This window comes from Mycobacterium sp. NGS54 (assembly GCF_059812465.1).
Map to the genome: position 1 here is coordinate 659,971 of NZ_JCALCS010000004.1, position 19,964 is coordinate 679,934.

Below are 19,964 nucleotides of genomic sequence, written 5' to 3' on the forward strand. Positions count from 1 at the left end.
GCCGACTCGGCCTCGACGATTAACTGCGCGCGGTTCCCGGGGCGCGCGCTCGTCGCGAGAGTCCTTGTACGCGTCCACAAAGCGTCCTTCGGCGCACGGGACTGCGGGCGCTCAAAAGTTCGCCGAATTCACCCGGGCGGGGTCCGGCTCGCATATGCTTTGCAACCTTCGGGTCAGCAATCGAAAGGGCAAGCGATGTCATATGTGGTGGCGGTCCCCGAGGTTATGGCTTTCGCTGCGTCGGATCTGGCGGGCATCGGCTCGGCGTTGAGCGCCGCGCATGCGATGGCCGCCGGCCCGACAACCGCGGTGGCGGCCGCCGCCGAGGATGAGATTTCGGCGGCGATCGCGTCGCTGTTCTCCGGGCACGGGCAGGCCTTTCAGAACTTCGGCGCTCGGGCGGCGGCGTTTCAAGACCAGTTCGTGCAGGCATTGCACGCCGCCGGGGGCGCCTATGCGGCCACCGAGGCCGCCAACGCCTCGCCGTTGCAGGCGCTCTGGCCCCTCTGGCAAGACGTGCGAGGGGTGATCAATTTGCCCACCGAGCTGTTGTTGGGGACGCCGTTGATCGGCAAGGGCACCAATGGGGCGCCCGGGACGGGTCAGCCCGGCGGTCCGGGCGGGCTCTTGTTCGGCCCCGGCGGCGACGGCGGGTCAGGCGCGCCCGGGCAGCCCGGCGGGAAAGGCGGCAACGCCTGGTTCTTCGGCAACGGCGGGCAGGGCGGGGCCGGTGGGACCGGCATTACCGGTCCCGCGGGCTCGACGTCCGGCGGCGGCACCAACGGCGGGTCGGGCGGTGCCGGCGGGGCCGGCGGAGCGGGGGGCAACGGCGGCCTGTTTTACGGCAGCGGCGGTGGCGGCGGCAACGGCGGGGCCGGCGGGATGGGAGGCGCCGGTGTCACCCCCACCAGCTCCGCCAACGGCACCGGCGGTGGCACCGGCGGCCACGGCGGCCAGGGCGGTGCCGGCGGCAATGGCTCGTTCTTCGGCCACGCCGGCAACGGCGGCCAGGGCGGCGACGGCGGCCAGGGCGGCCAGGGCGGCGCCGGCCACGCCGACACCGGCTCCGGCGGCGGCCACGGCGGCGTGGGCGGCAACGGTGGGGACGCCGGCGCGGGCGGCACCGGCGCGACCGCGGGCGCGGCGGGTACCGGCGGCACCGGCGGCACCGGCGGCAAGGGCGGCGGCGCGGGTGCCGTGCCTTTCGGTGACCCGGGCGGTGGGGGCGCCGGCGGCCACGGCGGGAACAGCGCCGGCGGCGCCGGCGGTCAAGGGGGCCTCGGCGGCGACGGCGGCGACAGCAACTTCAACGGCAGCGGCAGTTCGGTGTTCGGCGGTGGACTCGGCGGCAACGGCGGCACCGGCGGCACCGGCGTCACGGGTGGCAACGGCGGGAACGGCGGCAATGGCGGCGACGCCACCGTCGTCGCGACGGTCGCCGCCTCCGCAGCTGGCGGGGGCGGCGGCGGCGGTGGGGCCGGCGGCCTCAGCACCGCCGGCGGCAGCGCGGGCCGGGGCGGCAACGGCGGCAACGGCGGTTTCGGCACGGCCGTCGTAGGCGTGCAACACGCCACCGGCAACGGCGGTTTCGGCGGCGGCGGCGCCCAAGCCATTTCGGGAGGCCCCGGCGGTGGAGGCGGCGGAGGCGGCGCGGCCGGCATCGGCATCGCACTGGCCCCCGGCCAATCCGGCTCCGACGGAGCCATCGCCGCAGGCAACTTCTTTACCGCCGGGGATGGGGGTACCGGCGGCTTCGTCAACAACAACTCCGCCTCCGGGATCGCCAGTGCCGGTGGTGGGGGCGGGGGCGGTGCCGCCATCCCCGGTAGCCCCGGCGCCGGCGGCGGCCAAGGCGGCAGCGCCGTCGTCAACTTCGGTAGCGCGGCCGGTGGCCCGGGCGGGGCCGGCGGCACCGGCCAGACGATCGGCGGCGCCGGGAATGACGGCGTGTCCGGTGACGGCGCCTCCGCCGCCGCCACCGCCAACCCGGGCACCGGCGGCCAGGCCAGCATTGGAGGCGGGGGCGGCGGCGGCGGGGCTAATGCCGGCGGCAGTGCCGAGGCCGATGGCGGCGCGGGCGGTGGGGGCGGCGGCCTCTAACACCTACGCCCAGCTGGACCCGACCGTGCTGTCGGTGCTGGCCATGTTGCTGCCGGCGGTCTGAACCTTCTGGCCGTGGGCATCGGCCTGTTGGTAGATCACCTGGAAGTTGCGGCCCAGCTCGGCGACGAACTGCTGACAGGCCGTCGAGCCGGCGCCGCCCCAAAAGTCCCCGGCGGCAAGCACATCGCGAACGATGGCCTGGTGTTCGGCTTCCAGCGAGGCGGCCTGCGCGCGGATGGTGGCGCCGTGGGCGTCGACATCGCCGAATTGGTAGTTGATGGTCATGCGAATGCTCTCCTGTTCTTCTCGGTGGGCTAGCTGCTCAGGACCTGCTGCGAGGCCTGCTCTTGCTGCTCGTAGTTGTTGGCGTCGCGGACCAGGCCGTCGCGCACCCCGTGCAGCATGGTGACGATGTTGCGGAAAGCCTGATTCATCTGGCCCATCGTGTCCAGCGAGGTCGCCTGCGCCTGGCCGCTCCAGCCCGCGCCGGCGATGCTCTGCGAGGACGCCCACATCTTGCGGGCCTCGTCCTCGACGGTCTGGGCGTGGACCTCGAAGCGGCCCGCCATGTCCCGCATCGCGTGCGGGTCGGTCATGAATCGTGCGGTCATTTCGTTTCTCCTTCGAAAGAAGTTGTGGTAGTTGCCGATTGGTCATCGATGGATCGCGGAAGCTGCTACCTCCCCCCGTCATCCGACCACGCGCGGCAGCACGCTCACTCGCGGCAACTCGGCGGCGGACGCGCGCATCTCCATGCCCGCGACCGTGGTCGCGGGGATGCTCCGGGCCATCATCGGCGACGCCGCGGGGGCGCCCGATATCGGTGCGACGGCGGTTGCCTCAGCGGCCGGGACCGATGCCGGCATCCAACCCGAGGGCACCGACACACCCCCGACCGACGCGGCCTGACCGAACGCCGCCGACGGCGCCAGCCGGGCGGGCATGCCCATCTCCGGCGTCACGCGCATCGGCGGCACGGTGGGCGTCGCGGGCATGAACGCCGGCCGCACGGCCGGGTCGGGTGCGACCATCGGCGCGATCACGCCCGGGTTCGCCGTCGTCGTCGCGCCCGTGCCCTGCCCGAGGGGCGCGCCGATCAGTTGCGCGAATTCGCCAATGCCGGACTGGAAGCCACTGATCAACGAGGACCCGGCCGCGTTGATCTCCGCCGGAATCGCCGACAGCCCCATCACCGCCTGAGTGCCCAGGCCCTGCGCCGCGCCCTCCAGATTGGTGACGGCGGTTCCGATGGCGGCGCCGGCCAAGCCCACCAGGTTCGTGGTGACCGGTGCCGTCGCCAGCGGGGTCAGCGCGGACGCCGTCGTCGAGGATGCGGCGTAGGCGTACATCGCGGCGGCGTCTTGGGCCCACATCTCGGCGTACTGCACCTCGGTAGCCGCGATCGCCGGGGTGTTGATGCCCAGGAAGTTGGTCGCGACCAAAGTCATCAGCAGGGCGCGGTTGGCGGCGACGAGCGGCGGTGGCACCGTGGCGGCAAACGCGGCTTCGTGCGCGGCGGCCGCGGCGGCCGCCTGCAGACCGGCCTGCTCGGCCTGCGCGGCGGTACTGTGCATCCACGCGACGTACGGCGCGGCGGCGCTTGCCATTGCTACCGATGACGGGCCCTGCCAACCGGCGTCGGCGAGCTCCAAGATCACCGACCCGTAACTGGTTGCGGCCGAACGCAACTCGGCGGCCAAGCCGTCCCAGGCCGCCGACGCGGCAAGCATGGGCGCCGAGCCGGGGCCCGCATACATCAGCGCGGAGTTGATCTCCGGAGGCAACGCGGCGAAGTCCATTGGTAGATCCCTTCTTTGAGTGGTTGTCGCTAGGCGCGCGCCGGCAAGGCCTGCGTGGGGCCGGCGGGTGACGGGTAGGCGGGAACGTAGTGCTCGGTCTGAATGGTCCCCGGGTAATTGGGTGCGGGCTGAACAGTCACCGGCTGAGCGGGCATCGCCGGCGCGGTCGCCGGGCCGACGGGCGTGACGGGCGCGGCCGGAGCGTGCTGGGTGGGCGCCGGGTGGGCCGGCGCGGCTGGCGCGGGGTGGGCGGGCGCCGGGTGGGCGGGTGCGGCGGGCGCAGCGTGGGCGCCGTAGCCGCCCGCGTACGGCGCCGTGTGACCGCCGTAGCTGAATCGCGCGTAGGGATCCACGCGACCGCCGCCATAGTTGCCGCCGGCGTAACCCCCGCCATGCGTCGCCGGCCGGGCGCCGCCATAGCCGCCGCCGTACGACGCCCGCCCTCCGGGCGCAGCGCCATAGACGGGGGAGACCGGCGGCGTGGGGGCGGGCCGAGGGGGCGCGACGTGCGTCATGCGGGCGGGCGCGGTCGGGGCCATGCGGGCCGGCGCGACATGCGCCACGCGGACACCCCCGGCCTGCGCCGCGTTCGCCGCCTCGGTGGCGGCATACGAGTTGGCGCCGAGCCCGAGGGCCCTGACGAACTCGTCGTGGATCAGGGCCGCCTCGGCGCTGATCGCCTGGTAGACCTGGCCGTAGCCGGAGAACGCTGCCGCCGTCGCCGCCGAGACCCCGTCGGCCGCGGCCGGGATGACTCCGGTGATCGGAAACGCGGCGGTCACGCTGGCCGCGCTGACGGCGGCGCCGATAACGTGCAGCCGGCCGGCGGCCGCTTCCAGCAGCTCCGGCACGGTGACGACAAACGACATGTGGTGTTCCTCCTGATGCGAAACGCGGTGCCGAAGTCCGGCACTGCCTGACGTTGTGAGGAGACTATGTCATAAATTATGAATCGCTGTCTAGTTATTTGTTAGGAATTCTTGAAGTGTGGGCATAGATCGCAGTTCGGGACGCTTTGACCGTGTTTTGGCATCCGGTTACTCTGGGAGGCATGCCACGAACCAACGCAGCCGGCTGGGGGCTGAAGCGCCTGCTCGAGGCGACGCTGAACCGCGATATCACCATTGAGCAGCTGCGTGACGCCTGCGGCGTCACCAAGGGCCGGTGGTACGGCGGTGTCGGGCGGGCAAACGCAGACGACTTTCCGGATGCAGAGGAAGCCCGGCGCGCGGCTCACGCCTTCGGGCTCAGCGCCACGTGGCTGCAGGTCGAACTCGGCCTCATCACGCTCGATGACGTGCGCGAGGCCTTGGACGGCCCGCCGGCCCTCGACCCCTTCAAGGTCACCACCCGCCAGCGAGTGCTGCAGATCCCGAATCCGCCGCCGGAGCAGCCACGCGACTAGGTCGCACTCGGGCACCGGCAAGACGCCGCCTAAGCGGTAGCGTCACTCTTACTGGCCGGGCCCCTCGACGCGCCGCGATGTGACGGGAGAAACCATGAAACACTGCATCGTCGCCGCGCTGACCGTAGTGCTGATGGCCGCAGGGCTGATCGCGTCGGCGCCGCCGGCCAGCGCCGGCTGTTTGTACGGAGGGCCTTTCCTCAGCAAGTGCGACGACCCCATCCAGCCGGACGGCACCTGGCAACGTTGTGTCACGTTCACCCACCTGATCCCCAGCGGCGCCAGTTCCTTCCTGGTGCCCGAAAGGCGCTGCGATTTGATGGGTCCTGGCCAATATCCCGGGGGCTTCGGCTTCGCCGACCCACCGACGCACCTCGACGGCTGATATTCCGGTCGGCTCCCGCGCTTAGCCGTCATCCCCCGACGGACGGCTGAGGCACCACCGTGGGCTTGAATCCGTATCGGGGAGCGGCGAAATGCGCGACGCCGCGGCCGCCCCCACTCCCCATCAGAGGCACGCCGCCGACGGCATTGGTGGCGGGTTCGGCGGCGGCCGCGCCGGCCCCGAGGCCATTGAGCGTCACAACGGCGGGGCTGGCCGGCGGGACGACACCCGCCCAGGACGCCGGAACAGACAGTCCCCCAACCGATGTCGCCCGGCCGATGGTCCCGGCGGCGCCCGAGATGGCGTGGGGCACCGACTCGACGGCCTTGGCCGCCCCCTCGGCGGCCTTGGCGGCCTGCGGCATCACCGCCTGCGCCAGGCCCTGGATGTCCTTGAACGCCGTCGTGAAAAGCCTTGTGGGAGAGATCAGTCGGATGAAGGCGTCGAAACCCGAGCTGGCGTCGACCGTCGCCGAACCGGTCAGGCCCTCCACCAGGTCCCCGAGCGCTCCGGCCACGATGATGCCGTCGCCGTTGCTGTTCCAGGCGTGCCCGGTCAGGCCGAGCGCGGCGGCGGGGTTGACGAGCCAGGGGGGCGAATTCGTCAGACCGGCCAGACCGAACAGCACATTGGGAATCCCGTAGAGGCCCTGCGCACCGGTAGCCGCCCCGGCCGCCTGTGCCACCGCCGCGGCCTGTGCACCCAGGCCGGCCGGATCGGTGGCCGGCGCCGCCGGGCCGAACGGCGTCAGCGCCGAGGCGGCAGCCGACGAACCCGCATAGCCGTACATCGCGGCCGCGTCCTGCGCCCACATTTCGCCGTATTGCGCCTCGGTGGCCGCGATCACCGCGGTGTTCTGGCCCAGAAAATTGGTCGCCAACAGGGCCATCAATAGCGCCCGGTTGGCCGCGATCACCGGCGGTGGCACCGTAGCGGCAAACGCCGCCTCGTAGGCACCCGCCGCCGCCGCGGCCTGGGTCGCGGCCTCCCCGGCTTGCCCGGCGGTGGCGCTCAGCCACCCGACCTGGGATCCGGCCGCGGCCGCCATCGCCGCCGCGGCCGGACCCTGCCATGGCCCGTCGGTCAGGCCTGCGATCAGCGACCGGTAGGACGACGCCGTGTCCTGCAGCTCGGTGGCCAGCGCTTCCCAGGCGGCCGCGGCATTCAGCATGGGTGCCGATCCGGGACCGGAATACATCAGCGCGGAGTTGATCTCCGGCGGCAACTGCGCGAAATCCAACATGGCTCCCTCTCGCCTAACCGACCGCGTTGGTGTTGGCGGCTTCGGTGGCCTCATACGAGCCGGCGCTGACGCCGAGCGTCGTCGCCAGCAGATCGCGCAGAGCCGCTGCCTGGGCGCTGACCTCTTGGTAAAGCCTTGCGTGCGAAGCGAAGTGCGCCGCGGTCAACATCGACACCAGGTCCGCGGCCGCGGGGACCACCCCGGTCGTCGGGGCGGCCGCGGCGGCATTTCCGGCCGCCACCAACGCATTCAGGGCCTGCATTTCCGCGGCGGCCCCGGCCAGGATCTCGGGTTGTGTGATCACGATCGACATGTGTCCTCCCAAAAGTTTGCGCAATCAATGGATTTCGGCACCACGACGTCACCGAAGCAGCTCAGAGGTTAGGCCTGCCACCTGCGGGCATCGCAACCCTTCATCCGCCGTGTTCATTGGCGGGCCGAAAACTGTTCATGTAGCTGCCCCAATGTGCTGCGCCTTTTGCGAATGGCATGAAAGATGTTGCAAACCAATATGATTAGAGTTCGACATGAATTTCGGAACGATTGCCCCGACACGCACTAGGCTTTGCCGACGGTAAAAACCCGCCCGGACGCGTTATGGTCCACGCATGGTCCGCAAATCGATCGCATTGGCCGCCGCCGGATTGACCGTCGCCGCGCTGTCGGCCTGCGACAAGCACAACGCCGCGCCGGCGCCGGGGGCGAATCCGCGCCAAGTGACCGTCGTCGGCTCGGGGCAGGTCCAGGGTGTCCCAGACACCTTGACCGCCGATGCCGGCATCGAATTCACCGCACCCGACGTCACCGCCGCGATGAACCAGACCAACGATCGGCAGCAGGCGGTGATCAACGCGCTCGTCGGCGCGGGGCTGGACCGCAAGGACATCGGCACCACCACCGTCACCCTGGAGCCGCAGTACGGCAGCGGCACCGCGACGATCAGCGGCTATCGCGCGACCAACGCGATCCGGGTCAAGATCCACCCGACCGACGCCGCGTCACGGATGCTGGCCCTGATCGTCACCACCGGCGGCGACGCCACCCGGATCAGCTCGGTCAGCTACTCCATCGCCGACGACTCGCAGCTGGTCAAGGACGCCCGCGCGCGGGCATTCGACGACGCCAAGGCCCGCGCCGACCAGTACGCCCAGCTGTCCGGCCTGCGGCTGGGCCGGGTGCTGTCCATCTCGGAGGTGTCCGGCGGCGCGCCCGCGCCCGGCGGCCCGCCGGCGCCGCCGCGCAGCACGGCCGCGGTCCCGCTGGAACCCGGCCAGCAGACCGTGGGTTTCTCGGTGACCGCGGTGTGGGAACTGGACTAACCCAATGGCGGCGACCCGCCGCGCCCCGGCTGCGCCGCTAGCTACTGCTCGTAGACCCTGGGATCCAGGGTGCCGATGTACGACAGGTCGCGGTAGCGCTCGTCGTAATCCAGGCCGTAGCCCACCACGAAATCGTTCGGAATGTCGAAGCCCACGTAGGCGATCTCGACTTTGGCGCGCATCGCGTCGGGCTTGCGTAGCAGCGTGCACACCCGCAACGAACGCGGGTGCCGGCTCTTGAGGTTGCGCAGCAACCACGACAGGGTCAGCCCGGAGTCGACGACGTCCTCGACGATCAGCACGTCGCGGTCGTGGATGTCGCGGTCCAGGTCCTTCATGATCCGCACCACGCCCGACGAGGATGTCGAGGAGCCGTAGGAACTCACGGCCATGAATTCGAACTGGGTGGGCACCGGGATCGCGCGGGCCAGGTCGGTGACGAAGATCACCGCGCCCTTGAGCACGGTGATCAGCAACAGGTCCTCGCCGGACTGGGCGGCAATGTCGCGGTACTGGTTGCCGATTTCCTCGCCGAGTTCGGCGATGCGGGCCTGAATCTGCTCGGCCGTGAGCAGCACCGACTTGATATCCCCCGGATACAGCTCCACGGGCTGCGCGGGGGTGACAGCCGGGGAGATCTGGGCCACGCCCACAGAGTGCCACGCCGGCGGCCGAATAACCAATGACCGCCCCCGTTTACACAGGCTCCCGCCACATCGTCAGCGCGCCGTCGCGCCGCCCGGCGATCAACCGCTCGCCGCGCAGCGCGGAGCCCACCGCGACCCCACCCTGCCCGCGCCACGCCGTGACAAGCGTGTCGACACCGCGAATCTGCTTGTCGGTCAACCCCGTCGCGCCGCCGGCCAGCAACCAGGCGCGGATCACCCGTCGTCGAACCGGGTCCGGCAGCGCAGCCAGTGCCCGGGGCTCGAGTCCCGCGCCCGTCCGCACCCCGGGCAGCGCCTGCGCGGCGAGCGCGTCGATCATGTCGGTGTCCTCGCGCAACGCGGTCGCGGTGCGCGCCAACGCCTCGGCTACGCCGCCGCCCAGCACGTCCTCCAGCAGGGGCAGCACCTCGAGGCGCAGCCGGGTGCGGGTGAAGCGGCGGTCGGTGTTGTGCGGGTCCTGCCAGGCGGTCAGCCCCAGTTCCGCGCACGCGGCGTGCGTCGCGGACCGCCGCACCCCCAACAGCGGGCGGCACCACGGGGGATCGTGCGGCCGCATCCCGGCGATCGAGCGCCCCCCGGAGCCGCGGCCCAGCCCCAGCAGCACCGTCTCCGCCTGATCGTCGAGCGTGTGCGCCAACAGCACCGGGTCGTCGCCGCAGGCGCTCAGCGCCGCATAGCGGGCCGCGCGGGCCGCCGCCTCCGGGCCGCCGTCCTTGCCCACCTCCACGCAAAGCACTTGCGCATCAACACATCCCAGTGCGAGCGCCTGCTTGCGGGCGGTCTCGGCGACGGCGGCCGAGCCGGGCTGCAGGCCGTGGTCGACGATCACGGCGGTGGTGGGGCGAAGCGGGGCGGCGACCGCGGTGAGCGCCAGGGAGTCGGGGCCGCCGGATAGCGCCACGCGCCACCGCTTTCCGGTGGCGAGATAGGTATTGGCGAAAGCCTCGACAGCCGTGCGCAGCTGCCCTACAGCACCCTGTCGATCCATCGCTGGGGGTCTTCGATTTCGGCGGGCAGCGGCAGCGTTTCGGGGCCCGACCAGACGGTGTTGAACCGCTGCATCCCGACCTTGCCCACGACGTGGTCGACGAACGCCTTGCCGCGGGTGTACTGGCTGAGCTTGGCGTCGAGGCCGAGGAGCGCACGCAGCACCCGCTGCAGCGGTGGCTGTTTGCGGTGGCGGCGCTCGTCGAATCGGCGGCGGATGGTGGCCACCGACGGCACCACGACCGGCCCGACGGCATCCATCACGTGATCGGCGTGGCCCTCCAGCAGGGTGCCGAGCACGAGCAGCTGGTCCAGGGCCTCGCGTTGCGGCTCGGACTGCACCGCGCGCACCAGGCCGAGAATCCCCGAGGAGGTGCCGTCCGATGCCGCAGAGCCATCCGCGCCGCCGGCGCGATGGCGGACGAATTCGGCGAGCCGGGTCGCCACCTCCCGGATGTCCTCCCCCGCGTCCTGCGTCAGCAGCCCCAGCGCCTGCGACATGTAGCCGGACAGCCACGGGTTGGCGGTGAACTGGACCCGATGGGTCACCTCGTGCAGGCACACCCACAGCCGGAAGTCGGAGGGGTTGACCCGGAGCTGGCGCTCGACGGCGATGACGTTCGGATACACCAGCAGCAGGCTTCCCTCGTTGGCGGCCTCCAGGCCCCTCGCGAACGGGTCGTACTGCCCGAGGATCCCCGACGACACGAACGCCAGCACGGCGCCCGTCTGCGCGCCGGTGATCCGGCCGGTGAAAAACCCGCGCGGCTTGTCGGTTCCGTTGGTCATCACCCGCATCGACTCGGCCGCCGCGCCGATCCACTGCAGGCGGTCGACGATGCGGGCCGAAGGAACCACATCGTCGGTGATCAGGCCGGTGACGTCGCGCACCGGCGGTTCGGCCTTCGCGGCCGCGCTCGTCAGCTCCTCGACCACCTGGCGGCGGGTGTAGTCGCTGGCCGCCGGGCCGGGCCGGGCCAGGCGCTGCCCGACGGTCGCGGCGAACCGCCAGTCGACGGCGGTCCCGAGGGTCAGGCTGGACGAGGCGGTCATGCGCACCCGCAGAACCAGAGCTTGGTGGCCAGGGCGTCCATCGCGTTGCGGCCGTTCGGGCCGGCGTCGTTGGACAGGAACGCGAACGTCAGCACCCGCCCGCTGCGGTCGGTGAGCACCCCGACCAACGAGTTGACGGCGGTCAACGAGCCCGTCTTGGCGCGCAGCCAGCCGGCGGGGCCGCGGTCGGTGGCGGCGTCGAGGAACCGGTCGCCCAGCGTGCCGCTGCCGCCGGCGATCGGCAGCAGATCCAGCAGCGCCCGCAGCGCCGGCTGGTCGGGTCCGGCGGCGGCCTGCACCACCCCGTCCAGCGTCTTGGCCGTCAACCGGTCGTCGACGGAAAGCCCGCTGGAATCCACCAGCCTGGCGCCGGCGGTGTCCACGTGCGCGGTGCTCAACCGGTTGGTGACCGCATCGACGGCGCCGGCGAAGCTCTGCGGCCGGTTGATCGCGGCGGCGACCTCCCGGGCGATGCACTCGGCCAGCACGTTGTCGGAGTGGTCCATCATCTCGGACAGCCGCTGGACCAGCGGCGCGGACTGCACGACGGCCAGCTGCCGGGCTCCGGACGGCGCCGTGGCGACCGTGACGGCGCCGGGGTCCAGGCCGAGCGCCTTGGCCAGCTCCCGCCCGGCGTCCAGCGCCGGCGTCTTGGACCGCCGCGAGTTGACCGTGGTCGGCTGGATGCGGCCGGCGTCGATCATCACCGACTCGATCGGCGCGATGTCACCGTTGTCGACGTCGGCCGGGTCCCAGCCCGGCGCCATCGTCGGTCCGCTGAACGCCGAGATGTCCACCTGCACCGCGGTCGGGGTCACCCCGCTGCGCCGCACCTGCTCGGCGAGATCGCTGATGCGCGCCGCGCCGCGGTACCAGGGCTCCACTCCCGGCGGTGCCGCCGACAGCACCGGATCCCCGGCGCCCACCAGCACGACGGGCCCTTGGGCGTTCTGGCTGCCCGCGACCACCCGGGTGCTGATCCGGGCCTGACGGTCCAGCGTCAGCAGCGCCGCCGCGGCGGTCAGGACCTTGTTGGTCGATGCCGGCACCAGCGGCAGGTCGTCGGCGACCCGCCAGAGTTCCTTGCCGGTGATGGCGTCGGTGATCCGGCCACCCAGCCGGCCCAGGTTGGGATCGGCGGCCGCCGGCGCCAGCGCGGCGGCCACCCCGGCCGGGCTCGGCGTCTCGGCGGTGTCGACGACCGGGACCACGCCCGGCTTGACCGTCGGCGGGCGCGGCGGCGGCACCGGCACGTGCGAGGCGCCGACGCCGTGACCTCCGGTGGTGAAAAACGTTGCCGCAGCCACCACCGCGGCGACGAACGCCAGCACGGCCAACCCGATGAACACCTGGGTGGATTTCCGCCAGCGAGTAGGACCCATCACTCTCCTGACTGTTTGAACCCATTCTGCCGAATCGACCGCAATGCGCTCGACTAGGGTGATGCCCGACCCAACCGACCGACCCCGGTCCACCCCTCGTGAAGGAGCCCGCGCGGTGCAATTCGACGTCACCATCGAAATTCCGAAAGGTCAACGCAACAAGTACGAGGTCGATCACGAGACGGGCCGGGTGCGGCTGGACCGCTACCTCTACACCTCGATGGCCTACCCCACCGACTACGGCTTCATCGACGACACCCTGGGTGAGGACGGCGACCCGCTGGACGCGCTGGTGCTGCTGCCGCAGTCGGTGTTCCCCGGCGTGATCGTGGAGGCGCGCCCGGTGGGAATGTTCCGGATGGTCGACGAGGCCGGCGGCGACGACAAGGTGCTGTGCGTGCCGGCCGGCGACCATCGGTGGAAGCACATCCAGGACATCGGCGACGTGCCGCCCTTCGAACTGGATGTCATCAAGCACTTCTTCTCGCAGTACAAAGCCCTGGAACCGGGCAAGTACGTCAAGACCGCCGACTGGGTCGACCGCGCCGAAGCCGAGGCCGAGGTGCAGCGTTCGGTCGAGCGGTTCAAGGCGTCCGGGCACAGACGCGGCTAACGCTCTGAGCGAAACCGCTCGCCGCCGCTCGGTGGCATCCTGGCGATGTGACCCCGTTGTGGCATTTCGCCTCCAATTTCTGGTGGCTGATCTTCCCGCTGGGCGGCTCGGTCGGCGCGGGCGTGCGGGCGGTCGTCGCCGCCAACGAGCGTCGGGCCGACCGACGGCTGGAGCGCTACCGGCTGAAGCAGCAGGCCAAGATCGCCGCGGCGGAGGCGGCCGGGCGCAACCGCGACACCAGGGACGGCTCGCGCCGAGAGCTCACCAAAATCATTGCGTCGCATGACCGTACCGACGCGCGGTGGTTCGACTACGAACTCGACGTCGCCAAATTGCTGGACTTCCCGATGATGACGGACATGCGCGACCCGCTGACCATCGCGTTTCACAGGGCCAAGCGCCGCGCGGACCTGCTGCGCCCGGACCGGCCCTCGGACGTCGAGACCCTCGCTGGCGATCGGGCCGCGCAGGTGGAATACCGCGACGCCGTCCACGAGTACATCAGCGCCTTCGAGATCGCCGAGGCCGAGGCGATTCGCCGGCGCCGCAGCGACTTCTCGGAGGACGACCAGCAACGGATGGCGCGCGCGCAGCACCTGCTGCACCTGGCTCAGGACGAGGGGGCCACGCGTGAGGAGCGACAGACCGCCTACCTGCGAGCCACCAAGGAACTCGACGGGCTGATCGTCCTGCCGGCGCCGGCGCGGGCGGCCATCGAGCGGCGGATCGCCGGCCAGATCGAGGCCTAACGCGCCGCCGCGGCGGCCTGGCGCCTATTGCGCAGCACGCTCCAGCCCAGGGCGGCCCCGATGAAGACGACGCCCACCGAGGCGGTGACGGCCTCGGGCACCTGGAATCGCGGCTCGATGGACATCAGCATGATCACCGACAGCGCGCCGATCGCCCAGTGCGCGCCGTGTTCCAGGTACACGTAGCGGTCCAGCGCGTCCTGCTGGACGAGGTAGATGGTGATCGACCGCACGAACATCGAGCCCACCAGCCCCAGGCCCAGCGCGATCACGATCGGGTCGGAGGTGATCGCGAAGGCGCCGGTGACGCCGTCGAAGGAGAACGCGGCGTCGAGCACCTCGAGGTAGACAAACAGCGTCAGCCCGGCCTTACCGACCGCGCTGCCGGCCGGCTTGCCGTCCGTCACCGCCTCGAGGTCCTGGGGCCGAAACGCCCGGCTCAAACCGTTGACGACCAGATAGGAGATCAGGCCCAGCACCCCGGCGATCAGCACCGTCGCACGCTCGTCGTTGGAGTGCGTGAGCTCCGTCGCCACCAGGATCAGCGCGACGCCGGCCACCACCACCGACACCTGACCGAGCCGCCCGATGCGGGCGAATGGGACCTCAATCCACTTGAGCCACTTGATGTCCCGGTCGTAAAACACGAAATCCAAGAACAGCATCAGCAGGAAGATCCCGCCGAACGCCGCGATCTGGGGGTGGGCGGCCGCGATCAGTTTTTCGTAGCTGGGCGAGCCGTCCGGGAATTCCATGGCGCGGTTCGGCGGCGGATTGAGCGCCAACTCGAACGCGCGAACCGGTCCGAGGCCGGCGGTGGCCCAGACGATGAGCAGCGGGAAGAACAGCCGCATGCCGAAGACGGCGATCAGAATCCCCACCGTCAGGAACATCTGCCGCCAAAACGGGCTCATCCGCTTCAGGATCGCTGCGTTGATGATGGCGTTGTCAAACGACAGCGACACCTCGAGGACGGCCAGCACCAGCAGCAAAAAGAGGGCGTTCGGGCCGCCGTGCAGATATCCGATCGCGAGGGCCGCGACCGTGACAATCAGTGAGATCCCGAAGATGCGGAACGCGGCCATGGATCCTTCCCCAACAGCCGCCCACAATAGCGACAGCTTTGCCGGCACGGGCCGCCGGCGTCGACGCACTTACTATTTTCAAATTGTGGCGATGCCCGAAGCCGGCGGTACCCCAGCCTCCACCGGGGCCGGCCCGGTCGCGCGCGGCAGCGTCGCCCGGGTCGCCGTCGCCACCGCGCTGACCGCCCTGTGCGGGTACGCGGTGATCTACCTGGCCGCGCGCGACCTGGCCCCGCGCGGCTTTTCGGTATTCGGGGTGTTCTGGGGGGCGTTCGGTCTGGTCACCGGGGCCGCCTTCGGCCTGCTGCAGGAAACCACCCGCGAGGTCCGCTCGGAGAGCTACCTGACAGACATCGGGGCGGCGCCGGTCAGCCGCACCCACCCCCTGCGCGTCGCCGCGATGATCGGCGTGGCCGCGGCCGTCGTGATCGCGGGTAGCTCGCCGCTGTGGAGCGCACGGGTATTCGTCGAGGACCGCTGGTTGTCGGTGGGGCTGCTCTCCGTCGGGCTGGCCGGCTTCTGCCTGCACGCCACCCTGCTGGGCATGCTGGCCGGGACGAATCACTGGACCTCGTACGGCGCGTTGATGGTGACCGACGCGGTCATCCGGGTGACGGTCGCCGCCGCCACGTTCGTGCTCGGCTGGGGCCTGACCGGATTCCTGTGGGCGACGGTGGCGGGCGCGACGGCCTGGCTTATGGTCCTGGCGGCCTCGCCCACGGCCCGCGCGGCGGCCCGGCTGCTGACGCCGGGCAGCACGTCGACTTTCCTGCGCGGCGCCGCGCACTCGATCACCGCGGCCGGCGCCAGCGCGATCCTGGTGATGGGGTTTCCGGTGCTGCTGAAGCTGACCAGCACCGAGCTGGGCGCCCAAGGCGGCGTCATCATCCTGGCTGTGACGCTCACCCGGGCGCCGCTGCTGGTGCCGCTGACCGCCATGCAGGGAAACCTCATCGCGCACTTCGTCGACGAGCGCAGCGACCGGCTTCGGGCGCTGGTCACGCCGGCGGCGATCATCGGGGGCATCGGCGCGGTCGGGGTGCTGGCGGCGGGCCTGATCGGCCCCTGGCTGCTCCGGGTCGCCTTCGGGCCGCAATACGAGGCCAGCGGCGCGCTGCTGGCGTGGCTGACGACGGCCGCCGTGGCGATCGCGATCCTGACGCTGACCGGTGCCGCCACGGTCGCCGCGGCGCTGCACCGCGCCTACGCGCTCGGGTGGGTCGGCGCGACGGTGGCCTCGGGGCTGTTGCTGTTGTTGCCGCTTCCGCTTCAGACGCGCACCGTGGTCGGCCTGCTGTGCGGACCGATGGTGGGAATCGGCGTGCATCTGGTGGCGCTCGCGCGCGCCGGACGCTTAACCGGCTGATCCTGGCTAACCTGGTGGGCATAAATGGGCACTGAATCGCGCTACCCGGACGTCTGGATCGTCATTCCCGCCTTCAACGAAGCCGAGGTCATCGGCGACGTGATAGCCGACGTGCGCTCGACTTTCGACCACGTCGTCTGCGTGGACGACGGCAGCACCGACGGCACCGGCGAGATCGCCCGGCGGGCCGGGGCTCACCTGGTGCGCCATCCGGTCAACCTGGGCCAGGGCGCGGCCATCCAGACCGGCGTCGAGTACGCCCGCCGGCAGCCCGGGGCGCAGGTCTTCGTCACGTTCGACGCCGACGGCCAGCACCGCGTCAAAGACGTGACCGCGATGATCGACCGGCTGGCGGTGGGTGACGTCGACGTCGTCATCGGGACCCGGTTCGCTTCGCGCGAGGGCAGCCGGCCACCGCTGTTCAAGCGGATCGTGCTGCAGACCGCGGCGCGGCTGAGCCGGCGCGGTCGCCGACTTGGCTTGACCGACACCAACAATGGACTGCGGGTGTTCAACAAGAAGGTCGCCGACGGCCTGGACATCACCATGAGCGGCATGAGCCACGCCAACGAATTCGTCATGCTGATCGCCGAAAACCATTGGCGCGTAGCCGAACAACCGGTCGAGGTGCTCTACACCGAATACTCGAAGTCGAAGGGGCAGCCCCTGCTCAACGGCGTCAACATCGTCTTCGACGGCTTTCTGCGAGGGAGGATTCCGAGATGAACTGGATCCAGGTGCTTTTGATCGGGGCGATCGTCGCCCTGCTGGTCTATCTGTTGCGGTCCCGCAGGAGCTCGCGGTCCAAGGCGTGGGTCAAGGTCGGATACGTCCTGTTCGTGTTCGGCGGCATCTACGCCGTGCTGCGGCCCGACGACACGACGGTGGTCGCGCACTGGTTCGGGGTGCGCCGCGGCACCGACCTGATGCTCTACGCGCTGATCATCGCGTTCAGCTTCACCACCCTGAGCACCTACATGCGCTTCAAGGACTTGGAGTTGCGCTACGCGCGGCTGGCCCGCGCGGTGGCGTTGGAGGGCGCGCAGGCGCCCGAGCTGCGCTAGGCCGTGTGCGCCTTGCGGAAGTACTCGACCGTGCGGCGCACGCCCTCGTCGAGCTGCACCTTCGGACGCCAGCCCAAAACCCGTTCGGCCAAACCGATGTCGAGGCAGGATCGCTTCAGGTCGCCCAGGCGGTCGGGGTGGAACTCCGGGTCGTCGGGCCCGCCGACGGCCGCGGCCACCGCCGAATGCAGTTGGCGGTCCGAGGTTTCGATGCCGGTGCCGACGTTGAACCGCTGCCCGCCGCCCGCGTCGCCGGCGGCCTTGACGAACGCGTCGACCACGTCGTCGACGTAGACGTAGTCGCGGGTCTTGCCCCCGTCCCCGAACACCTTGGTGGGCTTGCCCGCCAGCAACGCCTGGGCGAAGATCGCCACCACGCCCGCCTCGCCGTGCGGGTCCTGGCGGGGGCCGTACACGTTGGCGGGCGCGATGTGCGAGCAATCCAGGCCGTACAGGTTGCGGAAGGTGTTCAGGTAGATTTCGCCGGCCACTTTGCCCGCGGCGTAGGGCGACGACGGGTCGGTGGGCACCGTCTCGGGAGTCGGGTACACCGGCGGCGTCCCGTAGATGGATCCCCCCGACGAGGTATGCACGATCTTGCGAACCCCGGTCTGGCGCGCCGCCTCGGCCAGGCGGATGGTGCCGATGACGTTGACCGACGCGTCGAACTGGGGATTGGCCACCGAGTGCCGGACGTCGATCTGCGCGGCCAGGTGAAAGACCACCTCCGGGCGGTGCTCGTCGAGGATCGCGTGCAGGTCGGCGGTCACGATGTCCGCCTCGACGAAGACGTGCGCCGGGTCGTCGGCCAGATGCTCGACGTTGGTCGCGCGCCCGGTGGCGAAGTTGTCCAGGCCCACCACCGTGTGACCGTCGGCCAGTAGACGGTCGACTAACGTCGACCCGATGAATCCGGCTCCCCCGGTGACCAGTGCGCGCACCGGCCCACCATACAAGCGGGGGGTCATCGCGGTAGCCGCCGCACTCGTCGTCGCCCAGCTGGGGGTCCGGGCGGTGCTTGCCTTCGGGGGCTACTTCTACTGGGACGACCTGATCCTCGTCGGCAAGGCCGGCACGCAGGGCCTGCTGTCGCCGTCCTACCTTTTCGACGACCACGACGGCCACCTGATGCCGGCCGCGTTCCTGCTCGCCGGCGCGATCACCCGGCTGGCGCCGCTGAACTGGACGGGCCCGGCGATCAGCCTGGTGGTGCTGCAGCTGCTGGCGTCGCTGGCGCTGTTGCGGGCGCTGTACGTCATCCTCGGCTGGCGACGGGTGCTGCTGTTGCCGTTGACGTTCGCGCTGTTCACGCCGCTGGCCGTGCCAGGCTTCGCCTGGTGGGCGGCGGCGCTGAACTCGCTGCCGATGTTGGCGGCGCTGGCCTGCGTGTGCGCCGACGCGATCCTGCTGGTCCGCACCGGGAACGGGCGCTACGCGCTGACCGGCGTGCTGGTCTACCTCGGCGGGCTGCTGTTCTTCGAGAAGGCCGCCGTGATTCCGTTCGTCGCCTTCGCGGTGGCCGCGTTGCTGGCGCACGTGCGGGGCGACCGGTCCCCGCTGCGGACGGTGTGGCGGGCCGGGCGGCGGCTGTGGGTCGCGTCGCTGGCGCTGACCGCCGCATGGGTGGCGCTGTACCTGGCCGTGGTCAACCAGAAGCGGTGGAGCACCGACCTCGCGATGACGGGGGACCTGCTGTGGCGATCGATCACCCACGGCATCGTGCCGGGGCTGGTCGGCGGGCCGTGGCACTGGGATCGCTGGGCACCGGCCTCGCCGTGGGCGACTCCCCCGCCGTCGGCGATGGCGCTGGGCTGGCTGGGGCTGGCCGGCCTGGTCGCGCTGTCGCTGTTACGCAAGCAACGCATCGTGCCGGTGTGGCTGACCGCGGCCGGTTACACCGTCGCGTGCCAGGTGCCGATCTATTTGATGCGGTCATCACGGTTCACCGCGCTGGAATTGGCCCAGACCATGCGGTATTTCCCCGATCTTGTCGTGGTGCTGGCGCTGCTGGCCGCCGTCGCGCTGTGCGCGCCCAACCGGCCGGCCGCGGCCCGCTGGCTGGACTCCTCGCGCCAACGCACCGTGGTCACGGCGGTTGTGGCGGTGGCGTTCGTGACCAGCAGCCTGTATTCGACGTGGACATTTCTCGCCAGCTGGCGCGACAACCCCGCGCAGCCGTACCTGCAGAACGCGCGCGCCAGTTTGGCCGCGGCGCATGCTGTTTCGGACGCACCGCTGTTGGATCAGGAGGTCGATCCGCTGGTGCTGCAACGGGTGGCCGCGCCCGAGAATCTGGCCAGCCACATGTTCGCCCTGCTGCGTGACCGGCCCGAATTCGATTCGGCGACAACCCAATTGCGCATGATCGATAGCTCGGGCCGGCTGATCAAGGCGCGGGTCACCTGGGTCCGCACCATCGCGCCGGGGCCGATGCCGCAGTGCGGCTACTTCGCCCAGCCGGACAAGCCGGCGCGGCTGGTGCTCGACGGCCCGCTACTGCCCGCCGATTGGACCGTCGAGCTCAATTACCTGGCCAACAGCGAGGGTTCGATGACGCTGTCGCTGGCCGAGGGGCCCGACGTCAAGGTGCCGGTGCATCCGGGTTTGAATCGGGTCTTTGTTCGGCTGCCCGGCGCCGGGGACGCGATCACCGTGCGGGCCAACACCACCGCGCTGTCGTTGTGCCTGGCGTCGGGACCGGTCGGGTTCGTCGCGCCGGCCTAGCGGCCCGCCGCACGTTCGG

22 protein-coding genes are annotated in these 19,964 nt (G+C 70.9%); 10 read left to right on the forward strand and 12 right to left on the reverse strand.

Annotation, left to right across the window (positions count from 1 at the left end; all coding sequences use genetic code 11):
- Positions 1–195 precede the first annotated feature (195 nt).
- On the forward strand, positions 196–2,100 hold the full coding sequence (locus AC5Y5E_RS15735; protein ID WP_499903875.1) for a PE family protein: 1,905 nt from the start codon (positions 196–198) through the stop codon (positions 2,098–2,100).
- 3 nt (positions 2,101–2,103) lie between these two features.
- Here AC5Y5E_RS15735 and AC5Y5E_RS15740 read toward each other — a convergent pair whose 3' ends face one another.
- From AC5Y5E_RS15740 to AC5Y5E_RS15755, 4 genes are all read right to left on the reverse strand, one after another.
- Entirely contained in the window at positions 2,104–2,388 is a 285-nt protein-coding gene (locus tag AC5Y5E_RS15740; protein ID WP_499903876.1) for a WXG100 family type VII secretion target, read from the reverse strand.
- A gap of 29 nt (positions 2,389–2,417) precedes the next feature.
- Positions 2,418–2,714 (reverse strand): WXG100 family type VII secretion target, encoded by a 297-nt coding sequence (locus tag AC5Y5E_RS15745; protein ID WP_499903877.1) that lies wholly within the window; start codon positions 2,712–2,714, stop codon positions 2,418–2,420.
- 78 nt (positions 2,715–2,792) lie between these two features.
- Positions 2,793–3,902, reverse strand: a complete 1,110-nt coding sequence (locus AC5Y5E_RS15750; protein WP_499903878.1) for a PPE family protein — start codon at positions 3,900–3,902, stop codon at positions 2,793–2,795.
- Between the two features lie 29 nt (positions 3,903–3,931).
- Entirely contained in the window at positions 3,932–4,771 is an 840-nt protein-coding gene (locus AC5Y5E_RS15755) for a PE family protein (RefSeq protein WP_499903879.1), read from the reverse strand.
- Between the two features lie 182 nt (positions 4,772–4,953).
- Here AC5Y5E_RS15755 and AC5Y5E_RS15760 point away from each other — a divergent pair, with 182 nt between their 5' ends.
- Both AC5Y5E_RS15760 and AC5Y5E_RS15765 read left to right on the forward strand, forming a co-directional pair.
- The gene (locus tag AC5Y5E_RS15760) at positions 4,954–5,307 is read left to right on the forward strand and encodes a hypothetical protein (RefSeq protein WP_499881533.1); all 354 of its coding nucleotides are present in this window, start codon (positions 4,954–4,956) and stop codon (positions 5,305–5,307) included.
- Between the two features lie 94 nt (positions 5,308–5,401).
- Positions 5,402–5,692 carry a CDGP domain-containing protein gene (locus AC5Y5E_RS15765; protein WP_499903880.1) on the forward strand — a complete coding sequence of 97 codons (291 nt, stop codon included), beginning with the start codon at positions 5,402–5,404 and terminating at the stop codon, positions 5,690–5,692.
- A 28-nt stretch (positions 5,693–5,720) separates the two neighbouring features.
- On the opposite strand, the gene AC5Y5E_RS15770 is transcribed toward AC5Y5E_RS15765, so the two are convergent.
- Both AC5Y5E_RS15770 and AC5Y5E_RS15775 read right to left on the reverse strand, forming a co-directional pair.
- The gene (locus AC5Y5E_RS15770; protein WP_499903881.1) at positions 5,721–6,935 is read right to left on the reverse strand and encodes a PPE family protein; all 1,215 of its coding nucleotides are present in this window, start codon (positions 6,933–6,935) and stop codon (positions 5,721–5,723) included.
- A 13-nt stretch (positions 6,936–6,948) separates the two neighbouring features.
- A complete protein-coding gene (locus tag AC5Y5E_RS15775; RefSeq protein ID WP_499903882.1) occupies positions 6,949–7,248 on the reverse strand; it encodes a PE family protein in 300 nt (99 codons plus the stop codon).
- Between the two features lie 295 nt (positions 7,249–7,543).
- On the opposite strand from AC5Y5E_RS15775, the gene AC5Y5E_RS15780 reads away from it, so the two are divergent.
- The gene (locus AC5Y5E_RS15780; protein WP_499903883.1) at positions 7,544–8,254 is read left to right on the forward strand and encodes an SIMPL domain-containing protein; all 711 of its coding nucleotides are present in this window, start codon (positions 7,544–7,546) and stop codon (positions 8,252–8,254) included.
- Positions 8,255–8,295: 41 nt separating this feature from the next.
- Here AC5Y5E_RS15780 and hpt read toward each other — a convergent pair whose 3' ends face one another.
- Genes hpt through dacB form a run of 4 tightly spaced genes read right to left on the reverse strand, consistent with a single transcriptional unit; the run spans position 8,296 to position 12,344 of the window.
- Entirely contained in the window at positions 8,296–8,907 is a 612-nt protein-coding gene (hpt, locus tag AC5Y5E_RS15785) for a hypoxanthine phosphoribosyltransferase (RefSeq protein WP_499903884.1), read from the reverse strand.
- A 43-nt stretch (positions 8,908–8,950) separates the two neighbouring features.
- Positions 8,951–9,910: a tRNA lysidine(34) synthetase TilS gene (gene tilS, locus AC5Y5E_RS15790; protein WP_499903885.1), complete on the reverse strand. Its 960-nt coding sequence runs from the start codon at positions 9,908–9,910 to the stop codon at positions 8,951–8,953.
- Complete coding sequence (locus tag AC5Y5E_RS15795; RefSeq protein ID WP_499903886.1) at positions 9,889–10,962, reverse strand: zinc-dependent metalloprotease; 1,074 nt, start codon at positions 10,960–10,962, stop codon at positions 9,889–9,891. Before AC5Y5E_RS15795 ends, tilS begins: the two co-directional genes overlap by 22 nt.
- A complete protein-coding gene (dacB, locus tag AC5Y5E_RS15800; RefSeq protein ID WP_499903887.1) occupies positions 10,959–12,344 on the reverse strand; it encodes a D-alanyl-D-alanine carboxypeptidase/D-alanyl-D-alanine endopeptidase in 1,386 nt (461 codons plus the stop codon). Before dacB ends, AC5Y5E_RS15795 begins: the two co-directional genes overlap by 4 nt.
- A gap of 115 nt (positions 12,345–12,459) precedes the next feature.
- On the opposite strand from dacB, the gene AC5Y5E_RS15805 reads away from it, so the two are divergent.
- Positions 12,460–12,957 (forward strand): inorganic diphosphatase, encoded by a 498-nt coding sequence (locus AC5Y5E_RS15805; protein WP_499903888.1) that lies wholly within the window; start codon positions 12,460–12,462, stop codon positions 12,955–12,957.
- Between the two features lie 47 nt (positions 12,958–13,004).
- Complete coding sequence (locus tag AC5Y5E_RS15810) at positions 13,005–13,706, forward strand: hypothetical protein (protein ID WP_499903889.1); 702 nt, start codon at positions 13,005–13,007, stop codon at positions 13,704–13,706.
- Here AC5Y5E_RS15810 and AC5Y5E_RS15815 read toward each other — a convergent pair.
- Positions 13,703–14,791 (reverse strand): DUF475 domain-containing protein, encoded by a 1,089-nt coding sequence (locus AC5Y5E_RS15815; protein ID WP_499903890.1) that lies wholly within the window; start codon positions 14,789–14,791, stop codon positions 13,703–13,705. The genes AC5Y5E_RS15810 and AC5Y5E_RS15815 overlap by 4 nt on opposite strands.
- A 91-nt stretch (positions 14,792–14,882) precedes the next feature.
- Between AC5Y5E_RS15815 and AC5Y5E_RS15820 the strand changes: the two genes are divergently transcribed.
- From AC5Y5E_RS15820 to AC5Y5E_RS15830, 3 genes are read left to right on the forward strand one after another with little or no spacing between them, the layout of a single operon-like run.
- Entirely contained in the window at positions 14,883–16,157 is a 1,275-nt protein-coding gene (locus AC5Y5E_RS15820; RefSeq protein ID WP_499903950.1) for a polysaccharide biosynthesis protein, read from the forward strand.
- Positions 16,158–16,181: 24 nt separating this feature from the next.
- The gene (gene ppgS / locus AC5Y5E_RS15825; RefSeq protein WP_499903891.1) at positions 16,182–16,883 is read left to right on the forward strand and encodes a polyprenyl-phospho-N-acetylgalactosaminyl synthase PpgS; all 702 of its coding nucleotides are present in this window, start codon (positions 16,182–16,184) and stop codon (positions 16,881–16,883) included.
- The gene (locus AC5Y5E_RS15830) at positions 16,880–17,221 is read left to right on the forward strand and encodes a DUF2304 domain-containing protein (protein WP_499903892.1); all 342 of its coding nucleotides are present in this window, start codon (positions 16,880–16,882) and stop codon (positions 17,219–17,221) included. Before ppgS ends, AC5Y5E_RS15830 begins: the two co-directional genes overlap by 4 nt.
- Here the strand turns inward: AC5Y5E_RS15830 and AC5Y5E_RS15835 are convergent.
- Positions 17,218–18,162: an NAD-dependent epimerase/dehydratase family protein gene (locus tag AC5Y5E_RS15835; RefSeq protein WP_499903893.1), complete on the reverse strand. Its 945-nt coding sequence runs from the start codon at positions 18,160–18,162 to the stop codon at positions 17,218–17,220. The genes AC5Y5E_RS15830 and AC5Y5E_RS15835 overlap by 4 nt on opposite strands.
- Here AC5Y5E_RS15835 and AC5Y5E_RS15840 point away from each other — a divergent pair.
- Positions 18,128–19,945 (forward strand): hypothetical protein, encoded by a 1,818-nt coding sequence (locus AC5Y5E_RS15840; protein ID WP_499903894.1) that lies wholly within the window; start codon positions 18,128–18,130, stop codon positions 19,943–19,945. The genes AC5Y5E_RS15835 and AC5Y5E_RS15840 overlap by 35 nt on opposite strands.
- The last annotated feature ends 19 nt before the right edge of the window (positions 19,946–19,964 follow it).

What these genes read in the sequence shown, in the direction of transcription:
- AC5Y5E_RS15770 (WP_499903881.1), bottom strand. Translation starts at nt 6,935, where the DNA reads ATGTTGGATTTCGCGCAGTTGCCGCCGGAGATCAACTCCGCGCTGATG.
- AC5Y5E_RS15775 (WP_499903882.1), bottom strand. Translation starts at nt 7,248, where the DNA reads ATGTCGATCGTGATCACACAACCCGAGATCCTGGCCGGGGCCGCCGCG.
- dacB (WP_499903887.1), bottom strand. Translation starts at nt 12,344, where the DNA reads ATGGGTCCTACTCGCTGGCGGAAATCCACCCAGGTGTTCATCGGGTTG.
- AC5Y5E_RS15765 (WP_499903880.1), top strand. Translation starts at nt 5,402, where the DNA reads ATGAAACACTGCATCGTCGCCGCGCTGACCGTAGTGCTGATGGCCGCA.
- AC5Y5E_RS15830 (WP_499903892.1), top strand. Translation starts at nt 16,880, where the DNA reads ATGAACTGGATCCAGGTGCTTTTGATCGGGGCGATCGTCGCCCTGCTG.
- AC5Y5E_RS15820 (WP_499903950.1), top strand. Translation starts at nt 14,883, where the DNA reads ATGCCCGAAGCCGGCGGTACCCCAGCCTCCACCGGGGCCGGCCCGGTC.
- AC5Y5E_RS15760 (WP_499881533.1), top strand. Translation starts at nt 4,954, where the DNA reads ATGCCACGAACCAACGCAGCCGGCTGGGGGCTGAAGCGCCTGCTCGAG.
- AC5Y5E_RS15735 (WP_499903875.1), top strand. Translation starts at nt 196, where the DNA reads ATGTCATATGTGGTGGCGGTCCCCGAGGTTATGGCTTTCGCTGCGTCG.
- ppgS (WP_499903891.1), top strand. Translation starts at nt 16,182, where the DNA reads ATGGGCACTGAATCGCGCTACCCGGACGTCTGGATCGTCATTCCCGCC.
- AC5Y5E_RS15755 (WP_499903879.1), bottom strand. Translation starts at nt 4,771, where the DNA reads ATGTCGTTTGTCGTCACCGTGCCGGAGCTGCTGGAAGCGGCCGCCGGC.
- AC5Y5E_RS15780 (WP_499903883.1), top strand. Translation starts at nt 7,544, where the DNA reads ATGGTCCGCAAATCGATCGCATTGGCCGCCGCCGGATTGACCGTCGCC.
- AC5Y5E_RS15815 (WP_499903890.1), bottom strand. Translation starts at nt 14,791, where the DNA reads ATGGCCGCGTTCCGCATCTTCGGGATCTCACTGATTGTCACGGTCGCG.
- tilS (WP_499903885.1), bottom strand. Translation starts at nt 9,910, where the DNA reads ATGGATCGACAGGGTGCTGTAGGGCAGCTGCGCACGGCTGTCGAGGCT.
- AC5Y5E_RS15745 (WP_499903877.1), bottom strand. Translation starts at nt 2,714, where the DNA reads ATGACCGCACGATTCATGACCGACCCGCACGCGATGCGGGACATGGCG.
- AC5Y5E_RS15750 (WP_499903878.1), bottom strand. Translation starts at nt 3,902, where the DNA reads ATGGACTTCGCCGCGTTGCCTCCGGAGATCAACTCCGCGCTGATGTAT.
- AC5Y5E_RS15840 (WP_499903894.1), top strand. Translation starts at nt 18,128, where the DNA reads ATGAATCCGGCTCCCCCGGTGACCAGTGCGCGCACCGGCCCACCATAC.
- AC5Y5E_RS15740 (WP_499903876.1), bottom strand. Translation starts at nt 2,388, where the DNA reads ATGACCATCAACTACCAATTCGGCGATGTCGACGCCCACGGCGCCACC.
- AC5Y5E_RS15795 (WP_499903886.1), bottom strand. Translation starts at nt 10,962, where the DNA reads ATGACCGCCTCGTCCAGCCTGACCCTCGGGACCGCCGTCGACTGGCGG.